The 18,441-nt window shown below is 72.4% G+C and carries 17 protein-coding genes and 1 riboswitch; of the genes, 7 read left to right on the top strand and 10 right to left on the bottom strand.

Translation table 11 applies throughout. The features are described from left to right. Positions 1-4 precede the first annotated feature (4 nt). Positions 5-571, bottom strand: coding sequence for a hypothetical protein (locus OHT77_RS31270; protein WP_328831750.1), 567 nt, complete (start codon positions 569-571; stop codon positions 5-7). 128 nt (positions 572-699) lie between these two features. On the opposite strand from OHT77_RS31270, the gene OHT77_RS31265 reads away from it, so the two are divergent. After that, positions 700-990, top strand: coding sequence for a hypothetical protein (locus tag OHT77_RS31265; protein ID WP_266768160.1), 291 nt, complete (start codon positions 700-702; stop codon positions 988-990). 100 nt (positions 991-1,090) lie between these two features. On the opposite strand, the gene OHT77_RS31260 is transcribed toward OHT77_RS31265, so the two are convergent. Genes OHT77_RS31260 through OHT77_RS31250 form a run of 3 tightly spaced genes read right to left on the bottom strand, consistent with a single transcriptional unit; the run spans position 1,091 to position 4,250 of the window. Then, a complete protein-coding gene (locus OHT77_RS31260; protein WP_328831749.1) occupies positions 1,091-2,158 on the bottom strand; it encodes a prenyltransferase/squalene oxidase repeat-containing protein in 1,068 nt (355 codons plus the stop codon). After that, positions 2,155-2,889, bottom strand: coding sequence for a class I SAM-dependent methyltransferase (locus OHT77_RS31255; protein WP_328831748.1), 735 nt, complete (start codon positions 2,887-2,889; stop codon positions 2,155-2,157). Before OHT77_RS31255 ends, OHT77_RS31260 begins: the two co-directional genes overlap by 4 nt. Next, entirely contained in the window at positions 2,883-4,250 is a 1,368-nt protein-coding gene (locus OHT77_RS31250; protein WP_328831746.1) for a glycosyltransferase family 4 protein, read from the bottom strand. Before OHT77_RS31250 ends, OHT77_RS31255 begins: the two co-directional genes overlap by 7 nt. A 210-nt stretch (positions 4,251-4,460) precedes the next feature. Between OHT77_RS31250 and OHT77_RS31245 the strand changes: the two genes are divergently transcribed. Next, positions 4,461-5,108, top strand: a complete 648-nt coding sequence (locus tag OHT77_RS31245; RefSeq protein WP_328831745.1) for a TetR family transcriptional regulator — start codon at positions 4,461-4,463, stop codon at positions 5,106-5,108. 28 nt (positions 5,109-5,136) lie between these two features. Here the strand turns inward: OHT77_RS31245 and OHT77_RS31240 are convergent, their stop codons facing one another. Then, on the bottom strand, positions 5,137-5,346 hold the full coding sequence (locus OHT77_RS31240) for a hypothetical protein (RefSeq protein WP_328831744.1): 210 nt from the start codon (positions 5,344-5,346) through the stop codon (positions 5,137-5,139). 192 nt (positions 5,347-5,538) lie between these two features. Here OHT77_RS31240 and OHT77_RS31235 point away from each other — a divergent pair, with 192 nt between their 5' ends. Next, on the top strand, positions 5,539-8,709 hold the full coding sequence (locus OHT77_RS31235) for an AfsR/SARP family transcriptional regulator (protein WP_328831743.1): 3,171 nt from the start codon (positions 5,539-5,541) through the stop codon (positions 8,707-8,709). A gap of 4 nt (positions 8,710-8,713) precedes the next feature. On the opposite strand, the gene OHT77_RS31230 is transcribed toward OHT77_RS31235, so the two are convergent. Both OHT77_RS31230 and OHT77_RS31225 read right to left on the bottom strand, forming a co-directional pair. Next, positions 8,714-8,986, bottom strand: coding sequence for a ferredoxin (locus OHT77_RS31230; RefSeq protein ID WP_328831742.1), 273 nt, complete (start codon positions 8,984-8,986; stop codon positions 8,714-8,716). Between the two features lie 5 nt (positions 8,987-8,991). Beyond that, the gene (locus OHT77_RS31225; protein WP_328831741.1) at positions 8,992-10,449 is read right to left on the bottom strand and encodes an aldehyde dehydrogenase; all 1,458 of its coding nucleotides are present in this window, start codon (positions 10,447-10,449) and stop codon (positions 8,992-8,994) included. Positions 10,450-10,574: 125 nt separating this feature from the next. On the opposite strand from OHT77_RS31225, the gene OHT77_RS31220 reads away from it, so the two are divergent. After that, the gene (locus OHT77_RS31220) at positions 10,575-11,600 is read left to right on the top strand and encodes an MBL fold metallo-hydrolase (protein ID WP_328834401.1); all 1,026 of its coding nucleotides are present in this window, start codon (positions 10,575-10,577) and stop codon (positions 11,598-11,600) included. A 72-nt stretch (positions 11,601-11,672) separates the two neighbouring features. Then, entirely contained in the window at positions 11,673-12,158 is a 486-nt protein-coding gene (locus tag OHT77_RS31215; protein WP_328831740.1) for a nuclear transport factor 2 family protein, read from the top strand. Here OHT77_RS31215 and OHT77_RS31210 read toward each other — a convergent pair. Then, positions 12,152-14,395, bottom strand: a complete 2,244-nt coding sequence (locus tag OHT77_RS31210) for an ATP-binding protein (RefSeq protein WP_328831739.1) — start codon at positions 14,393-14,395, stop codon at positions 12,152-12,154. The two genes, OHT77_RS31215 and OHT77_RS31210, sit on opposite strands and share 7 nt — an antisense overlap. Positions 14,396-14,606: 211 nt before the next feature. On the opposite strand from OHT77_RS31210, the gene OHT77_RS31205 reads away from it, so the two are divergent. Beyond that, complete coding sequence (locus OHT77_RS31205; protein ID WP_328834400.1) at positions 14,607-15,779, top strand: PP2C family protein-serine/threonine phosphatase; 1,173 nt, start codon at positions 14,607-14,609, stop codon at positions 15,777-15,779. Positions 15,780-15,831: 52 nt separating this feature from the next. Here OHT77_RS31205 and OHT77_RS31200 read toward each other — a convergent pair whose 3' ends face one another. Next, a complete protein-coding gene (locus OHT77_RS31200; RefSeq protein WP_328831738.1) occupies positions 15,832-16,557 on the bottom strand; it encodes an alpha/beta hydrolase in 726 nt (241 codons plus the stop codon). Between the two features lie 147 nt (positions 16,558-16,704). Here OHT77_RS31200 and OHT77_RS31195 point away from each other — a divergent pair, with 147 nt between their 5' ends. Then, entirely contained in the window at positions 16,705-17,574 is an 870-nt protein-coding gene (locus OHT77_RS31195; protein ID WP_328831737.1) for a helix-turn-helix domain-containing protein, read from the top strand. Here the strand turns inward: OHT77_RS31195 and OHT77_RS31190 are convergent. Further along, the gene (locus OHT77_RS31190; RefSeq protein ID WP_328831736.1) at positions 17,554-18,228 is read right to left on the bottom strand and encodes a phosphotransferase; all 675 of its coding nucleotides are present in this window, start codon (positions 18,226-18,228) and stop codon (positions 17,554-17,556) included. The genes OHT77_RS31195 and OHT77_RS31190 overlap by 21 nt on opposite strands. 99 nt (positions 18,229-18,327) lie before the next feature. After that, positions 18,328-18,404: riboswitch (cobalamin riboswitch) on the top strand. Positions 18,405-18,441 lie beyond the last annotated feature (37 nt).

The following is an 18,441-nucleotide window of genomic DNA, read 5'->3' as shown; positions in this document are numbered from 1 at the left end:
CACCTCAGCCGCCCGTCAGTTGGCCCGCCGACGGCACCTTGTCGGTCACCTCGGCGCCGGCGTTCTTGCCCGCTTCCTTGACCTTGTTGATGATGTCGTCGAAGGAACTGGCCGTCGCGTCGGTCGAGTCGCCCTTGCGGAGCTTGGACGGCAGGTCCTTGAGGGAGTCGATCCCGGCGGTCAGTGGAGCGAGCGCCTTGGACAGCGTGGGGTCGCCCTGGGCGTTGCGCTTGGCGGCCTTGAGCCGGTTGTACGCGAAGGCGCCCGCGAGGCCCGCCTTGACGAGGGCGAACCTGCGTCCGCTCGCGCCCTTCTTGAACTTGCCCGCCTTCCAGGGCTTCACGATCCACTGGTAGGTGGCGCCCGCGGCGAGGCTCGCGTTGGCGACGAAGCGGGTCTTGGCCAGCTTCTGCCGCTGGGCGGAGGTGCTGGGACTCGGCGTGGCGGCAGCCACGACGGCCGCGGTGTCCTGGGTGGCGTCCGTGGTCGCGCTGCCGCAGGCGGTGCCGCCGGCGAGCAGGGCGCAGCACAGGGTGAGCGCCACGAAGAGGCGCCGTATCGGTACGGGCACGGGGTCCTCCGGGGTGTTCTCCCCGAGTGGGTGTCCTTACCCCGGCAGCCTCACCCGGTTCGGCCCGCCGCGCCACCCGGGGGAAGCCGTTCGGGTTTCATCCGGTCGGAAGCGGCAATCCGCTTGGCATGTCCCCCTACTACAGACGCGGTTCGAATTCAGTCGGCAACGTCATAGTGATCATCGCCGACATCATGGCCCTCATTCTGGCCCTCTGGATTCTGATGTACCTGTTGGACGCCAACCGCGCGAACGACCTCGTGCAGTTCGTCCACCGTTCGGCCAACTGGCTCGCCGGCTGGTCCCGCGACCTGTTCACCTTCGACGAGGCGTGGGCAAGGGTTGTCTGCGGCTACGGCCTGGCAGCGGTGGTGTACCTGTTCATCGGCCACGCGATAGCCAACCGGGTCTCCCGCTGAGCAAGGCTGGTCACACAGTTCCCCGCACCCTTAAAAGCAGGGCTCGCTGCCCCTTTTAGGGGCGCGGGGAACTGCGCGACCAGCCCCCACCGGCCCGCGCTCAACAACAGTCCGGATCCAGCCCCAACGGCAAGTGCTCCGCACCGAACACCGCACAGGTCGCGTCATGCCCGCCCAGCGCGGCCACGGCCAGCAGCAACGACCCCGCGGTCCACGTGGTCAACTCCCGCGGCCACACCGCGTCGTCGTCGAAGACATACCCGGTCCAGTACAGCCCGCTCTCGGCATCACGCAGATGCTGAATGGACTGAAGGATCTCCAACGCCCGATCGGACTCCCCCAACGCCCAGAGCGCGAGGGCGAGTTCGGCCGACTCCCCACCCGTCACCCACGGATTGGGGACGACACACCGCACCCCGAGCCCGGGCACGACGAACCGGCTCCAGCCCTCCTCCACCCGGGACTTGGCCTCCACACCGGTCAACGCCCCGGCCAGGACCGGGTAGTACCAGTCCATCGAGTACCGGTCCTTGTCCAGGAACCGTTCGGGATGCCGCCGGATCGCGTGCCGGAGCGCCCCGACCGCCAACTCCCAGTCCGGCTGTGGCTCTTCACGCTGCTCGGCGATGGCGAGGGCACACCGCAACGCCTGGTGGATGGACGAGGACCCGGTCAACAGCGCGTCCGCCGTGTCCGTACCGTCGTCCTCCCGCTTCCATCCGATCTGCCCGCCCGGCTGCTGGAGCCGCAGCACGAACTCGACCGCGGCGAAGACATGCGGCCACAGCCGGTCGAGGAACGTGTCGTCGCCGGTGGCGAGGTAGTGGTGCCACACGCCGACCGCGATGTAGGCGACGAAGTTGGTCTCGCGCCCCCGGTCCGTGACGTCACCCGGATCGCCGTCGGCGTAGGCCGCGAACCACGACCCGTCCTCGTTCTGGTGCCGCGCGAGCCAGTTGTACGCCCGCTCCGCCGCCGCGTGTTCACCGGCCGCGTCGAGCGCCATCGCCGCCTCGGTGTGGTCCCACGGGTCGAGGTGGTGCCCTCGGAACCACGGAATCGCCCCGTCCTCCCGCTGCACGGCGAGGATGCCCGCGACGGTCGCGGCGGCCTGCTCCGCGGTGAGGACCCCGGGCAGGACGAGGTGTTCTGTCCGGGGAGTGGTCACTTGGCTTCCGCCAGGGGGAGGTGCGGCTTGGTCGCGTAGGCCACGAAGCTCTTGCCGATCAGCGGGTTCAGCGCCTGTTCGGCGACCCGGGTGGCGAGGGGTTTCTTCATGATGTCCCAGACCAGGAGCTTGTGGTACGCCTGCACCGGCAGCGCCTTGTCGTTGTCCACGCCGAACGCGCACTTCAGCCACCAGTACGGCGAGTGCAGCCCGTGCGCGTGGTGGGTGCCGTACGGCCGGAGGCCCGCCTCGCGGATCTTGGCGAGGAGTTCGTCCGCCTTGTAGATGCGGATGTGGCCGCCCTCGACCTCGTGGTAGGCGTCGGACAGGGCCCAGCAGACCTTCTCGGGGCCGTAGCGCGGGACGGTGATGGCGATGCGGCCGCCGGGCTTGAGCACCCGGACCATCTCGGCGAGGACGCCCTTGTCGTCCGGGATGTGCTCCATCACCTCGGAGATGATCACGACGTCGAACGACTCGTCGGGGAAGGGGAGTTGGAGCGCGTCGCCCTCCATCGCGGTGGCGGTGGCGCCGGCGGGGGCCTCGCCGGCCTCCTTCATCGCCGCGAACCACTTGGCGACCTCGCGGATCTCCTCGGCGTTCTGGTCGAGGGCGACGACCTGTGCCCCTCGCCGGTAGCACTCGAACGCGTGCCGCCCGGCACCGCATCCGAGGTCCAGGACACGGTCGCCAGGGGCGAGCGGGAACCGGGAGAAGTCGACGGTCAGCACGTGGCCCTGCTTTCGGGATAGACACCGGTGAGGCTGTTCGGAGTGGAGGAGGGGGAGGTCGTACGGCCGGGCATCGCCGCGCGGTAGCGGGCCACCGTGCCTTCGGCCGCCTTGGCCCAGGTGAAGCGGGCCAGGACGCGTTCGCGGCCCGCCGCGCCGAGGCGGGCCCGGAGCACCGGGTCGGCCAGCAGACGGCTCAGGGCGGTCGCCAGCGCGCCGGGGTCACCGGGCGGCACCGCCAGGCAGGTCTCGCCGTCGCGCCCGGCGACCTCCGGGATCGCCCCGCCCGTCGTCGCGACGAGCGGTGTCCCCGTGGCCATCGCCTCCGCCGCCGGGAGCGAGAAGCCCTCGTACAGCGACGGCACGCAGGCGACCTCCGCCGAGCGGACCAGGTCGACCAGTTCGGCGTCGGTGATGCCCTTGACGAAGTCGACGGCGCCTTCGAGGCCGTAGCGCTCGACGGCCTGGGCGACCGGGCCCTCCGTCGGACGCTTTCCCACGACGATCAGGTGCGCGTCGGGGTGTTCCGTGCGGACCTTCGCCAGGGCCTCGACGAGGAACACGAGGCCCTTGAGGGGGACGTCCGCGCTGGACGTGGTGACGATCCGGCCCGGCACCTGCGGGACGGACGGGTCCGGGGCGAACAGGTCGGTGTCGGCGCCGATGTGGACGACGTGGATGCGGTCGTCGCGGACGCCGAGGTGGTCGATGATCTCCTGGCGCGAGGTGCCGGAGACGGTGAGCACGGAGGGCAGCCGGCGGGCGACGCGCTTCTGCATCTGTGTGAAGGCGTACCAGCGGCGCTTGGACATCCGCTGCCGCCAGTTCTCGGCCGCGTCCAGCTCCAACTGCCGGTCCACGGTGATGGGGTGGTGGATCGTGGTGACGAGCGGCGCGCCGACGTCCCCCAACAGGCCGTAGCCCAGCGTCTGGTTGTCGTGCACGATGTCGAACTCGCCGCGCCTGGACCGGAGATGGCGGCGGGCGCGGAGCGAGAACGTGAGGGGCTCGGGGAAGCCGCCGGTCCACATCGTGCCGACTTCGAGGGCGTCGATCCAGTCGCGGTACTCGTCGCGCTTCGGGGTGCGGAAGGGGTCCGGTGAGCGGTAGAGGTCGAGCGAGGGCAGCTCCGTGAGGGAGATGCCGTCGTAGCCCTCGTCGAGGACCGGATAGGGCTGCGAGCCGATGACCTCGACGCGGTGGCCGAGGCGGGCCAACTCGCGGGAGAGATGGCGGACGTAGACGCCCTGCCCGCCGCAGAACGGGTTCCCCTTATAGGTGAGGAGTGCGATACGGAGCGGTCGCTCGCCGTCGGCTGCCAGGTCCTCCTGGGGACCCGCCTGACTGGCCTCAGCGGTCACTCTGAGCCCCCTTCTCCCTGCACTGTCCCGCGAGATTACGCCGGGACGCTAATCTAGAACAAGTTTCAGACTTGATCGTCCAGGAGGTTCTGAATCTACCGGCCGGTACGGGCGCTGTGAGAAGTGGATCAGGTGATTCACACCACGGCCGACGCCCTGCCATGATCGGTCCGATCACCCGCCCTCACCGACAGTCACGGAACGGGAGCCATGCCAGCGCAAGCCAAGCCCGAAGCCACCGTGCGGACCTCGCCGCCCCTCACCGAGCGGCAGGAGGCCCGTCGGCGCCGCATCCTGCACGCGAGCGCGCAGCTGGCGAGCCGGGGCGGTTTCGACGCGGTGCAGATGCGGGAGGTCGCGGAGTCCTCGCAGGTGGCGCTCGGCACGCTCTACCGGTACTTCCCGTCCAAGGTGCATCTCCTGGTGGCCACGATGCAGGACCAGTTGGAGCACATGCACGGCACGCTGCGGAAGAAGCCGCCGGGCGGCGACAGCGCGGCGGAGCGGGTCGCGGAGACCCTGATGCGGGCGTTCCGGGCGCTCCAGCGCGAGCCGCATCTCGCCGACGCGATGGTCCGCGCCCTGACCTTCGCCGACCGCAGCGTCTCCCCCGAGGTCGACCAGGTGTCCCGGCAGACCACGGTGATCATCCTGGACGCGATGGGCCTGGACGACCCGACCCCGGAGCAGCTGTCGGCGGTCCGCGTCATCGAGCACACCTGGCACTCGGCGCTGATCACCTGGCTCTCGGGCCGTGCGTCCATCGCCCAGGTGAAGATCGACATCGAGACGGTGTGCCGGCTGATCGACCTGACGGACCCGGACCGCGAGGAGCAGGCCGCCCGCGGGGGTGCGTGAACGACCGGCTGCGGGGGCAACCGGCCGTTCACGCCGTGGCGGTTGCCGGCGTCCGGTTCCGGTCGGCCGCACAGCGCGCCACGGTCTTGCGGTCGGACACCGTCAACAGCCGCTCCTGGGCGGCCCGTTGGGCGTCCCGTCGGCGTACGGCGGGGTTTTCCGGCCCGCCGGCCGACTGCTCTCCCCCGTGGGAGCAGCCGGCCGCGGACAGCACCGGGAGCCGTGTCCGCCGCGCCATGGGTGTTGCTCACACGCACCGGTCGCGGGAGGCGAGGAGATAACTGGAACCTGTGCGCGCGAGTTGCTGCCCTCAAGGTGGCGGAGGGAGGTGGCCGGCGACCTTGCGTAAACCTTGTCCCGCAGGTGGGCAGGTGGTTGGGTGCGCGGTGGAGAGTCCGTGAAGCGCGTGGGGCGGGACGGTGGAGGCTGCGTGACGGGATTTCGGCTGCTGGGACCCGTGGAGTTATGGGTGGCGGGCCGTCCGGTGGAGCTGGGCCCCGCCAAGCGGCGCACGGTCCTGGCGGCACTGCTGGTGGACGCGGGCCGCTGGGTACCGGCGGAGACGCTGATCGACCGGGTGTGGGGGGAGGATCCACCGGCGCAGGTGCGGGCCACGCTGTACGCGCATGTCGCCCGGATACGGCGGGTGCTCGGCGAGGTGGGGGCGGGACTTGCCGGGGAGTTCGAGGGCTCCGAACACGCCCCGGACGCCGGGGACTTCGGGGACCCGGTGAGCTCCCCTGACTCTCACCGTGCCGAAGTCCCCTCCCCCGCACCGGTATTGGTCCGCGGACCCGCCGGTTACCGCCTCGACATCACCCCGGACCTGGTCGACGCGCACCGCTTCCGCGACCTGGTCGCGCGGGCGCGCCGGGCCGAAGTCTCCGACGCCGTACGGGTGTCGACGCTGCGGGAGGCGATGGGCCTGTGGCGGGGTACGCCGCTGGCCGGGCTGACCGGGGAGTGGGCGGCGCGTACCCGGGAGAGCTGGCTGCACCAGTACGTCGACGCCGTGCTCGCCTGGGCGGACGCCGAACTCCGGGTCGGCGGGCACCTCGTGGTGATCGACACGCTGTCCGGACTCGTCGCCGAACACCCGCTCGTCGAACCGCTCACGGTGGCGCTGATGCGGGCCCTGCACGCCGCCGGACGCACCCCGGAGGCACTCACGTGCTACGCCGGTCTCCGCAAGCGGCTGGCCGACGAACTCGGCACCACCCCGGGCGCGGAGGCCCGCCAGGAACACCAGGACCTGCTGACCGGGAAGGCGGCGCCGCGCCCGCCGTACGGCACCGGGAACGGGATCGGGAACGGCACCGAGCGCGCCCGGGTCGTCCCCGCCCAACTCCCGCTGGACGCGGTCGGTTTCACCGGGCGTGAGGACGAACTGGCCCGGCTGGAGAAGGTGTTGGGGGCGAGCGGGCCGCGGCCGTCCGCCGTGGTGGTGTCGGCGGTGTCCGGGACGGCGGGCGTGGGCAAGACGGCGCTGGCGGTGCACTGGGCGCACCGGGCCCGGGACCGTTTCCCGGACGGCCAGTTGTACGTCAACCTGCGCGGCTACGACCTCGACCGCCCGATGAGCGCCCCGGACGCGCTGGTCCGCTTCCTGACCGCGCTCGGGGTGCCCGGGCAGGACATCCCGCTGGAGCCGGACGACCGGGCGGCGCGCTACCGCACGGAGGTCGCGGGGCGCCGGATGCTGATCGTGCTCGACAACGCGGCGACCGTGGAGCAGGTCCGTCCGCTGCTGCCCGGCACCGGTTCGTGCGCGGTGCTGGTGACCAGCCGCGACAGCCTGGCCGGGCTGGTCGTGCGGGAGGGCGCCCAGCGGCTCGACCTCGACCTGCTGCCGGCCGACGCGGCCCGTACCCTGCTGCGCCGGCTCATCGGTCCGCGCGCAGAGGCCGAGCCCGACGCGGTCGGTACCCTCGCCGCGCAGTGCGCCCGGCTGCCGCTGGCGCTCCGGGTCGCCGCGGAACTGGCCGCCGCCCGCCCCACCACTCCGCTGGCCGACCTGGTGGCCGAACTCGCCGACCAGCAGCGGCGATTATTCCTGCTGAACGCGGACGGCGACCCACGGGCCGCCGTGGTCACGGTGTTCTCCTGGTCGCTGCGGTACCTCCCTGCGGACGCGGCACGGACGTTCCGGCTGCTCGGCCTGCAGCCCGGCCCCGACCTGGACGCGCACGCCACCGCCGCGCTCACCGGCACCACTCCGGCCGAAGCCCAGCGATCGCTCGACGTCCTCGCCCGCGCCCACCTGGTCCAGCGCGTGGACGCCGCCCGCTACGGCATGCACGACCTGCTGCGCGCCTACGCGGCCGGGCTGGCGAGCGCCCAGGACGCACCGGAGGCCCGCGAGGCGGCGCTGGACGGACTCTTCGACCACTACCTCGCGACCGCCGCCGCCGCGATGGACCAACTCCACCCGGCCGAGGCCCACTTACGCCCCACCGCGCCCGAGACGTCGACGCCCGTACCCGACCTGTCGGACCCGGACGCGGCCCGCGCCTGGCTGACCACCGAGCGCGCGTGTCTGACGGCGATGGCGGCCCACACCGCCGCGCACGGCCGTCCCACCCACGCGATCCGTCTCTCGCAGACCCTGTACCGGCACCTCGTCAGCGGCCGGCACACCGACGGCCTGACGATCCACGGCCACGCCCGCGACGCGGCCCGCCTGCTCGACGACCCGGCGAGCGAGGCCCGCGCGCTCCTGGGCATCGGCACGGCCCACTACCAGCTGGCCCGTCACGAACCGGCCCGCCACCACCTCCAGGAGGCCCTGGCCCTGTTCCGCCGGGCCGACGACCCGACGGGCCAGGCCCGCGCCCTGACCAACCTCGGCCTGGTCGACGAACGCCTGGGCCGATTCAGCACGGCGGTCGCCTACTTGGAGCAGGCGCTGACGCTCTACCGAAGCACCGGCGACACGGCCGGCGAATCGATCGCACTGAAGAACCTCGCCCATGTCGAGGGCCAGTTGGGCCGCTACGACGAGTCCGCCGACCACCTCCACCAGTGCCTGACCCTGCTGCGCCGCACCGGCAACCGCTACCTGGAGGCGCACGCGCTGATGGACCTCGGCACGGTCGAGACCCGCCTCGACCGCCTGGACGAGGCAGCCGTCCACCAGGAACAGGCCCTGGCCCTCCTGAGAGAGGTCGGCGACGCCTACGGCGAGGCGGGCGCCCTGCACGGCCTGGGTGTCGTCCACTCCCTCCGCAACCGCCCGGCGGAGGCCGCCGCCTGCCACCGCGAGGCCCTCGCCCTCTACTCCCGCAACGGCGACCGCGACGGCGAGGCCCGAGCCCTCAACGGCCTCGGCGAAGCAGCCCGAGCCACCGCCCAACCGACCGAATCCCTCACCCACCACACCCAGGCCCTCACCATCGCCGAGGACATCAGCAACCCGGGCCAACAGGCCCGAGCCCACGCGGGCCTGGCCGAAACCCACGCATCCCTGGCGAACACCCCCGCCGCGACCCACCACTACGAACGCGCACTCGCCCTCTACCAGGAACACGGCATGCCGGAAGCGACCACGATCAGAAAACACCTCGACGGACTGACCGGGACCACGACCGACAAGCCGAACTAGCCGCCTACTCCTCCGGCGGAAACACCGGCTCCCCGCTGCCCAGTAGCGTGATCATGATGGCCTCCACCGGGCAGCCCTCCGCCGCCGCGAGGATCTTCTCGTTGGCGTCGGACTCGGGGGCGGTCGGGTGGGACTGCATGGCCGTGTCGAGGTGGAAGCGGTCGGGGGCCTGGTGGGTGCACTGTGCCGAGCCGATGCAGATGGAGCGGTCGACCTCTATCTGCCAGCGGTCGCCCGCCCCCACGCTCGAATACGCTCGCGCGGGAGGTACCCCCATCGCGCTCACCCCTCCCAGCCGGCGGGCAGGTGGATCATCTTGTGTTCGAGGAACTCGGAGTAGCCCTCGGGTCCGAACTCCCGTCCCAGGCCGCTGTTCTTGTAGCCGCCGAAGGGGCCGAGCATGTCGAGGCTGAAGGTGTTGACGGAGTAGGTGCCGGTGCGGACCTGGCGGGCGATGTCGATGCCGTGGGCGACGTCGCCGGTCCAGACGCTGCCGCTGAGGCCGTAGTCGGAGTCGTTGGCGATCTTCACGGCGTCGGTCTCGTCGCCGTACGGGAGGAGGCAGATGACCGGGCCGAAGATCTCCTCGCGGGCGATGCGCATGGAGTTGTCGACGTCGCCGAAGAGGGTGGGTTCGACGTACCAGCCGTGGTCGAGGCCGGGTGGACGGCCGCCGCCCGTGAGGATCTTGGCGCCCTCCTCCTGGCCGATGCGGATGTAGTCGAGGTTGCGCTGTTGCTGGCGCTTGGCGACCAGCGGGCCCACCTGGGTGGCCGGGTCGAGCGGGTCGCCGACGACGAGGGCGCTCGCCGCCGCCGCGAACGCGTCCGCGAACTCGTCGTAGCGGGAGCGCGGTACGAGGATGCGGGTCTGGGCGACGCAGGCCTGGCCGTTGTTCATCCAGGCGGCGGAGACGATGCCGGGGACGGAGGTGGTGAGGTCCGCGTCGGGCAGGACGATCGCCGCCGACTTTCCGCCCAACTCCAGTGTCACGCGCGTGAGATGGCGGGCGGCGACCTCCATCACGCGCCTGCCGGCCGCGACGGAGCCGGTGAAGGAGACCTTGTCGATGCCGGGGTGTCCGACGAGGTACTCGCTGACCTCGCGGTCGGCGGGGAGGATCGACAGGACGCCCTCCGGCAGCCCCGCCTCCTTCGCTATCTCGCCCAACAGGTAGGCGTCCAGGGGCGATTCGGGCGACGGCTTGAGGATCGCCGTGCAGCCGGTGAGCAGCGCGGGCGCGAGCTTGGCGGCGGCGACGAACTGCGGGACGTTCCACGGGACTACGGCGGCCACGACCCCGACCGGCTCCCGGCGTACGAGGATCTTGCCGAGGACGCCGTCGCGCCGCTCCTCGTAGGTGAAGTCCTTCGCGACGGTGATCGCCGCGTCCCACACCATCATCGCGCCGAGGGCCTGTCCGAGGATGCTCCAGGAGTACGGCGACCCGTTCTCGGAGGAGATGACGCGGCCGATCTCCTCGTACCGGGCGGCGATCGCGTCCTTGATGCGGGTGACGACCGCGATCCGCTCGTCGAGGGTCATGCGCGGCCAGGGCCCCTCGTCGAAGGCCTTGCGCGCGACGGCGACCGCGCGGTCCACGTCCTGGGTCGACGCGTGCGGGACGCGTCCGATGACCTCCTCGGTGTGCGGGGAGATCACCTCGATGACGTCCGTGCCCAGCGGATCGGTCAACTCCCCGCCGATGAACAGCTGTCGGTGTTCCACGAGCTCCGTCATGGCCGATTGCCTCCCCGGTACCGCAGTCTGACGATCCATCAGATACGAAGACTGAATACCAGTTCCGGTCGATGGAGTCCACGTATAGTGGCCGGAAGGCGGCGATTGGGGAGTCGATGACGTCCATGAGTCAGGTCCACGACCACGGCGGCGGTGTCCGCTCCGTCGAAGTCCCCATCCCGGACAACCCACTGGGGACCACTCTCGTCTACGTCGTCGACACCGACCGCGGTCCGGTCCTGGTCGACACGGGGTGGGACGACCCGGGGTCGTGGGACGTCCTGGTCCAGGGCCTGCTGGCCTGCGGGACCTCCGTCGGCGAGGTCCACGGCGTGATCATCACCCACCATCACCCCGACCACCACGGCCTGTCCGGGCGGGTGCGCGAGGCGTCCGGGGCGTGGCTGGCGATGCACGCGGCGGACACGGCGATCGTGCGGCGGGCCCGTTCGACCCAACCGGGGCGCTGGTTGACGTACATGACGGCGAAGCTCGCGGCGGCCGGTGCCCCCGAGGAACACCTCGCGCCCCTGCGCGCCGCCCGCCCGCGCAGTGTGCCGGGACTGGCCCCCGCCCTCCCCGACCGGGAGATCGTCCCCGGTGAACTCCTCGACCTGGCGGGCCGCCGCCTGCGCGCGATCTGGACCCCGGGCCACACGCCGGGTCACGTCTGCCTGCACCTGGAGGAGCGGCACCCCGCCCAACTCCCGGGCCACGGCCGCCTGTTCTCCGGCGACCACCTGCTCCCCGAGATCACCCCGCACATCGGCCTGTACGAGGACCCGGACGACACCACGATCGCCGACCCCCTCGGCGACTACCTCGACTCCCTGGAGCGCATCGGCCGCCTCGCGCCCGCCGAGGTCCTCCCGGCCCACCAGCACACCTTCACCGACGCGACGGGCCGCGTAGGGGAGTTGCTCACGCACCACGAGGACCGGCTGACGGGGTTGCTGACCCTCCTCTCCGAACCGCTCACGGCATGGCAGGTCGCGGAGCGCATGGAGTGGAACCGCCCCTGGTCCCAAATCCCCTACCAGTCACGGAACATCGCGGTCTCCGAGGCCGAGGCGCATCTACGACGGCTGGTGAAACTGGGGCAGGCGGAGTCGGTGACGGGGAGCGAGCCGGTGACGTACGTGGCGGTGTAGTCGGGCCGTGGACGTACCGCGGCCGGGGTAATTCGGTCGTGGCCCGGGGTGCCCGGCTGGTACCAACTCCCCATGGACCCCCTGGACTCCCTGGACCCCCCGGACCCCCTGGATCACCTGGACCCCCTGGCCCGCCTCCTCGCCGAGCGCGCCTGCGAGCGCGTCGTCCTGGACTTCGTCCGCCGGCTCGATCTCGGTGAACCCTCCTCCGTGGCCGAGCTGTTCACCGCCGACGGCACCTGGGAGTGGCCGGACGGCGACCGGCTGGTCGAGGGGCGGGCGGCGCTGCGGACGTACTTCGGTTCCCGGCCCGCCGACCGGCTCTCGCGACGCCTGATGTCGAACGTCCTCGTCACCCTCACCTCCCCCGGGACGGCGATCTCGACGGCGTACTTCACGACGTACCGCGTCGACGGCTACCACGGCGGCCAGGTCCCCGCCGGTCCCCCGGTCCAGGTCGGGCACTACGAGGACATCTTCCGCAAGGTGGAAGGGAGTTGGCTGATCGCGAGTCGGACCCTGTTCCTGCCGTTCGGTGGGGACACCCCGCGTCAGTGAAGGTCCGACCGGCTCGTCGCGAACGCGATTCCCTCGTCGTACGACATGGCCAGGCCCGCCCGGTATTCCGTCTCGTAGGCGGTGTCGCCGAGGTGTTCGCGGACGCGGAGTTCGCAGGTGCGGCGGGTGGCGATGAGGTCGGGTGAGTCCATCTGGGCGCGGCCGGTGAGCTCCCAGAGGCGGGTGCCGATGCCGAGGAGGCGGGCGGCCCGGCGGGCGTCGCCGGTGGTGACGACGGCGGCGGCCAGGAGGTCGAGGGACATCGCGGCGCCGGCGGTGTTGTGCAGCAGGGCATGGCCCGCGATGGAGGTCCGGGCGCCGTCCACCGCGGCCGGTACGTCGCCGTGCGCCAGGTCCGCCTGGGCGATGAGGTAGTCGGCGAAGGCCCCGCACCAGTACTCGCCCTGTTTCCGGCTGGCCGTCCGCACCTCGTCGGCGACCTCGCGGCCCCGCTCGTACTCGCCCCGCAGGATGTGCGCGAGGGAGAGCGCGAGCCTGACCTGGAGCTGGGCGGCCCCGAACGCGTCGTCCTGTATGGGGAGTTGGGGCGCCGCGGCGAGGACCTCGATCGCCTCCGACTGGCGGCTGGTGAGGGCGAGTTGGCCGCCCCGGAGGTAGACGGCGGCGACCTGCGCGACCGGGGAGCCCTGTGCGCGGGCCGCGTCGGCGCACCGCACCGCCCAGTTGGCCGCCGCCTCCTGGTCGCCCTGGAGGATCGCGACCGCCCCGCGCGACCACAGGGCGAGGGTGCGGCCGTGCCCGGACGCCGGAGCGGCGGCGAAGTGCCGGTCGCGGCGGGGCAGCGCGGCGAGCACCTCGGCGGCGAACGCCTGGTCCGGCGGAGGTGGCGGGGCTGCGGCCAGGGCCTGGTCCAGGCAGTGGGCCGCCTCCCGGAGGTAGCCGCAGTGCCGCCAGAGGAAGCCGACATGGCCCGTCATCTCGACCGCCGCCGCCCGGTCCGGCTCGGCCAGCGCGTTCTCGACCGCCGAGCGGAGGTTGGCGTGTTCGCTCAGCACCCGCTCGCACCAGGCGACCTGCCGCCCGGTGTTCCACTCGGCGCACCCCTGGTGGGCGAGGCGGGCGTAGTACTCGCGGTGCCGGCGGCGTACGGCACGGTCCTCGCCGAGCGCGTGCAGCCAGTCGGTGCCGTACTCGCGGACGGTGTCGAGCATCCGGTAGCGGGCGGAGATCACCGGGTCGGGCAGCACGATGGACTGTGCGACGAGCCGGGAGAGCAGCCCGGCGATCCGTTCCGGGGCCAACGGGCCGCCCGCGCACACCTGTTGGACCGTCTCCGCGCAGAACCCGCCGGTGAAGACGGACAGCCGCGCCCACAGCAGGCGTTCGAGGGGCGCGCAGAGTTCGTGGCTCCAGCCGATGGCGGTGCGCAGGGTCTGGTGGCGGGGCGGGCGTTCACCGGGGGTGGAAGTGAGCATGTCCAGGGGTGAGGGCAGGCGTTCACCCAACCGTGCGTGGAGTTGGTCGAGGGTGAGGTCGGCCAGGCGGGCCGCGGCGAGTTCGAGGGCGAGGGGGATGCCGTCGAGGCGGCGGCACACGGCGGCGGCGACGGCGCGGGCGGCCCGGTCGTCGTCGGCCAGCGGGCGCCCGGCGGCGGCGGCACGCTCGGCGAACAGCGCCACGGCGTCACCGGCCGCCGCCATGTCGTCCGCGTCGGCGCCTTCCACCGGCAGCGGTCCGAGGTGCAGGACCTCCTCCCCGGGCAGCGCGAGGCGTTCGCGGCTGGTGACGAGGATGCGCAGGCCGGGCGCGCGGGTGAGCAGGGCGGCGGCGACCTTGGCGCAGTCGGCTAGGAGGTGCTCGCAGGAGTCGAGGACGAGCAACAGCCGTTTGCCGTAGGCCCATTCGGCGATGACGTCGAGGACCGGGCGGGTCGACTGGTCGGCGAGCCGGAGGGTCTCCATGACGGCGAGGTCGACGATTCCCGCGGTGTGGAGCGGGGAGAGTTCGGTCAGCCAGACCCCGTCCGGGTAGGCGTTCCGGGCCTCCGCCGCCGCGCGCAGGGCGAGCCGGGTCTTGCCGACCCCGCCGGCCCCGACGACGCTCACCAGCCGGGCCGCCCCCGCGGCCGACTGTCGGCCCGTTGCGGCCGGATCTCCGGCCGCCGGGTCCAACGCGGCCCGGAGCCACGCAAGTTCGGCGCGCCGCCCGACGAAACTGTGCGTCTCGGGCGGCAGATTCCCGAGGTTCCCGGGGTTCGGGTGAGTCGTGTCCGGCACGAGGCCCAGTGTGTCCGTACGTCACCGGCTCCACGCCCGGGTCCCGGAACGCGGTCCACGGCTGCCCGGAAAAGCCACAACACTCCCTGAACAGGCCCCCTTTCCGATCGCTCGCGGAGTCATTCGGACACATCGTGATCGAGAGCCGATCAACTACCCAGTGCCATGGGTGGGGAGGCGGAAATTCCGCGATCGTCGTGGCGTGAACGCGATGGGTGGGGGACGCCGATCCCGGACGGCGCGGACGGGTGGCGGCACGGCGGGGACAGATGGCGGCACGGCGGGGACGGGTGGCGGTACGGCGGGGACGGATCGCCGCGCGGCGCGGACAGGCAGCCGGGCCGTCACCGCGCCCGTGAGTTTCCTCCTCGCGCCCGTCGGCTGTCTGCTCGCGGCCACGCCGGGGCTGCTGATCGGCCGGGTGCAGCCGATCCTGCCCTTACTGGCGATCGGCCCGCTGATGGCCGCGACGTTCCTGAGCGCCCGCCGTACGTTCCTGGTCTGCTGCTGGACCGTCCTGCTCGCGCTCGCGGCGGGCCTCGGCGCGAGCCCGCACGTCACCGCCGGGTTCGCGGTCCGCTGGGCCGGGCTGCTGCTGGGCTGCGTGTGCAGCGTGTACGCGGCGTGGCAGCGCGGCCGGCTGCGGGGGCGGCTCGCGGAGGCGCGGGAGGTGGCCCGGATCACCCAGGAGGCGATCCTGCGGCCCCTCTCCCGCACCCTCTCCGGCACCCATGTCTCCACCCGCTACCACTGCGCGAGTCGCGAGTCGTCGGTCGGCGGCGACCTCTACGACGTGGCGGTGACGCCGTACGGCCTGCGGGTGCTGGTCGGTGACGCGCGCGGGCACGGGCTCGACGCGCTGCGGACGGCGGCCGACACGGTCACCGCGTTCCGTGAACTGGCGTACACCGCACCGGACTTGACGACGATCGCGAGGGCACTGGACGCCCGCCTCTCACCCCACCTGGCCCCCGAGGACTTCGTCACCGCGGTGCTGGTGGAGTTCGGCCCGGGTGAGGTGCGGCTGGTCAACTGCGGGCACCCGGCGCCCCTGCGCTCCGGCCAGCGGCTGGAACTCCTCGAACCCCGGGTACCCGCGCTGCCGTTGGGCCTGCACCCGGACCCGCGCCAGTACCGGGTCCGGCTCCAGCCCGGTGACCGTCTGCTGCTCTACACGGACGGCCTCACCGATTCCCGCGCCCCCGACGGCACCCCCTTCGCCCTCCTCGCCGAGTCCGCGCTCGCGCTCAGCGAACCGATGCCGGACGCGGCGCTGCACGCCCTGTACGAGGGGCTGCTCGCCCACACCGGCGGTCCGCCCACCGACGATCTGGCCCTCGTGCTGTGCCAGCCGACGGGGGTGACGGCGCCGGTGCGGGTCTAGAGACGCGGAACCCGCAGAACCCGCAGCCCGCTCCCGGGCCCAGCAAACGGGTTCAACCCAACTTGGCCAGCAGTTGGGTCAGTTCGGCGGGCTTGGTGATCATGCAGTCGTGGCCGGTCTCCAGCTCCCACACCTGTGCCGGGCTGCCGTTGGGCTGGACCGCGGGGACGGGCCGCCGCTCGAAGCCCTCCGGTTCGCTGCCCACGCAGTGGATGTGGGTGCGCGGGACGGCCTTCGCGGCGGGGTTGTCCAGCTGGACGGGCTGCTGGAGGCAGCGCGCCGGCTGGTCCGAGACCATCGTGCGCAGCCAGGCCACGTCGTCCGGGTCGGTGACCCCGAACAGGCCGCCGGGCGGCGGGAGTTCGGGCAGCGGCGGAATCCGCCAGGGGGCGTCGGACCGCGCGGCCAGGTCGATCAGTACCTGGGTGACGGGCATGATGTCGGTCGCGGCCTCGCCGTCCACCGGGACCATCGCGTCGAGGTAGACGAGCTGGGCGATCCGGTCCGGGACCCGGTTGACCACACCCGAGACGACCAGCCCCGCGTAGCTGTGCCCCACGAGGACGACATCGGTGAGGTCCTCGTCAGTGATCAGCCCGACGACGTCGTCGACGTGGGTGTCGAGCCCCACCTCGGGCCCGAGCAGCCGCGCCTTGTCGCCGTACCCGGTGAGGGACGGCGCGAACACCCGGTGCCCGGCCGCCGTCAGCAGCGGGACCACCCGGTCCCAGGCCCGCCCGCTGTGCCAGGCACCGTGTACCAGCAGATATGTGGACATCTCAGTACTCCCTGTCGTAGGCGGCCGGGGGTTGCCGCCCGGCCACCGCCGACGGTCCCGCCCGCTCCCCGCGCCAGCCAGGGCCCCCGCGCCCCTGGGGGTGACAGGACCAGGCAGGCGTCCTGCCTGCCGATTTACAGTGGGCGGATGGCCGACGAACCGAATCTGCTGGGCGAGTACGTGCGCGCCCGCCGCGAACTCGTCACGCCCGAGCAGGCCGGAATCCCGGTCTTCGGGGTGCGGCGGGTGCCGGGCCTGCGCCGCGAGGAGGTCGCGCTGCTGGCCGGGATCAGCGCCGACTACTACCTGCGCCTGGAGCAGGGCCGCGACCGCAACCCCTCCGTGCAGGTCCTCGAGGCCATCGCCCGCGTGCTCCGGCTCGACGACACCGCGACGGCCCACCTGCTGCGGCTCGGCGCCGACGGCCCGCGCCGCCACCGCGGCCGCCCGCACCGCCGGAAGGAGACGGTCCCGCCGAGCATCACCAAACTCCTCACGACCCTCCCCCTCCCGGCGATGGTCGAGGGCCGCTACTTCGACGTCCTGGCCGCGAACCCCCTCGCGACCGCCCTGTCACCGCGCTTCACGCCGGGCGCCAACCGTCTGCGGTCCCTCTTCCTCGATCCGGCCGAGCAGGCGCTGCACCCGCAGTGGGAGAAGTCCAGCGGAGGCATAGTCGCCGCGTTCCGCGAGGCCGTCGGCACCGACACCGACGACCCCCGGTTCATCGAGCTGGTCGGCGAACTCTCCCTCGCCAGCCCCCTGTTCAGCCGACTCTGGGCCCGCCACGACGTCCAGTCCTGCGAGGCCGCGCCCAAGTACCTGGACCACCCCCAGGTCGGCGCCCTCCATCTCAACCGCGAGCGCCTGAGCATCGACGGTGCCCCCGGCCAGACCCTCGTGATCTACCACCCGGACCCCGACACGGACGCGGCCGACAAGCTGACCCTCCTGGCCGCAGCCGTCCAGCGCCCGGCACACACCGACAAAGGGCCGCTACACCAGACCCGCCACTGACCGCACCAACTCCTCCGCGACACCGAGCAGTTGCACCTCTCCCACGCTCATGGTCGGATTCGCCGCCCGCCTCCGCCGGGCCTCGGCCAGCGCCTCCCGGGTGAGGCCGGACGGGTCGGCGAGCAGGGAGCGGAGCATCGCGCGGGCCGGTTCGGCGACGGGCAGGTCGTCCACGGCGACCTGGGCGAGGATGATCGCGGAGAGCGCCCAGTCGAGCGCCGGTTCGCCGTCCTCCGCCGTGGCCCAGTCGATGACCCGGGGTCCGTCCGGGGTGAGCAGGACATTCTCCGGGTGGAGGTCGAGATGCAGCACCCGGGTACCGGGGAGCCGACCCGGCACGGCGTGCAACTGCCGTAGCAGCGAGGCGAGTACGGTGCCGGCCTCGCGTGCGTCGAGCGCGCCGGCGACGAAGGCCTCCAGCATGGTCGGGCCGGTGAGGCGTTCCATGATCAGGTCGGTGCGCGAGTCGCCCGGTCGGACGCGGGGGACGGGATAGCCGTGGGCCCGCACGTGTTCCATCACCGCGCCCTCGGCCGCCGCGTCGCCCCAGTCCTCGCGATTGCGGCGCAGCACCCAGGTCTCGTCGAGCTCGTAGACGTCGGCGGTACGGCCGGAGCCGATGAGTCTCCCCGGCGCTTTCCCCGTGGCTGGCATGGCCAGAACCTACCGGGGACGGTGGGCCGGGCAACCCCTGCTCACAGCGAGGGCCCAGGTTCCCCGTACAGTGGCCGGGTCGTCATCACACCCGTACGGGGGGAAGCCGGTGCAATTCCGGCGCTGACCCGCAGCCGTGATCCGGTCCCGCAAGGGTCCGGTGAGCCGGACCGCCCCGCACGGCACGTGACCGGTTCACACGCACCGTCGAGG

Source organism: Streptomyces sp. NBC_00252, assembly GCF_036187565.1.
Classification (GTDB): Bacteria; Actinomycetota; Actinomycetes; order Streptomycetales; family Streptomycetaceae; genus Streptomyces.
Note: the sequence above shows the minus strand (reverse complement) of the source record. Positions and strands in the feature narration are given on the sequence as shown.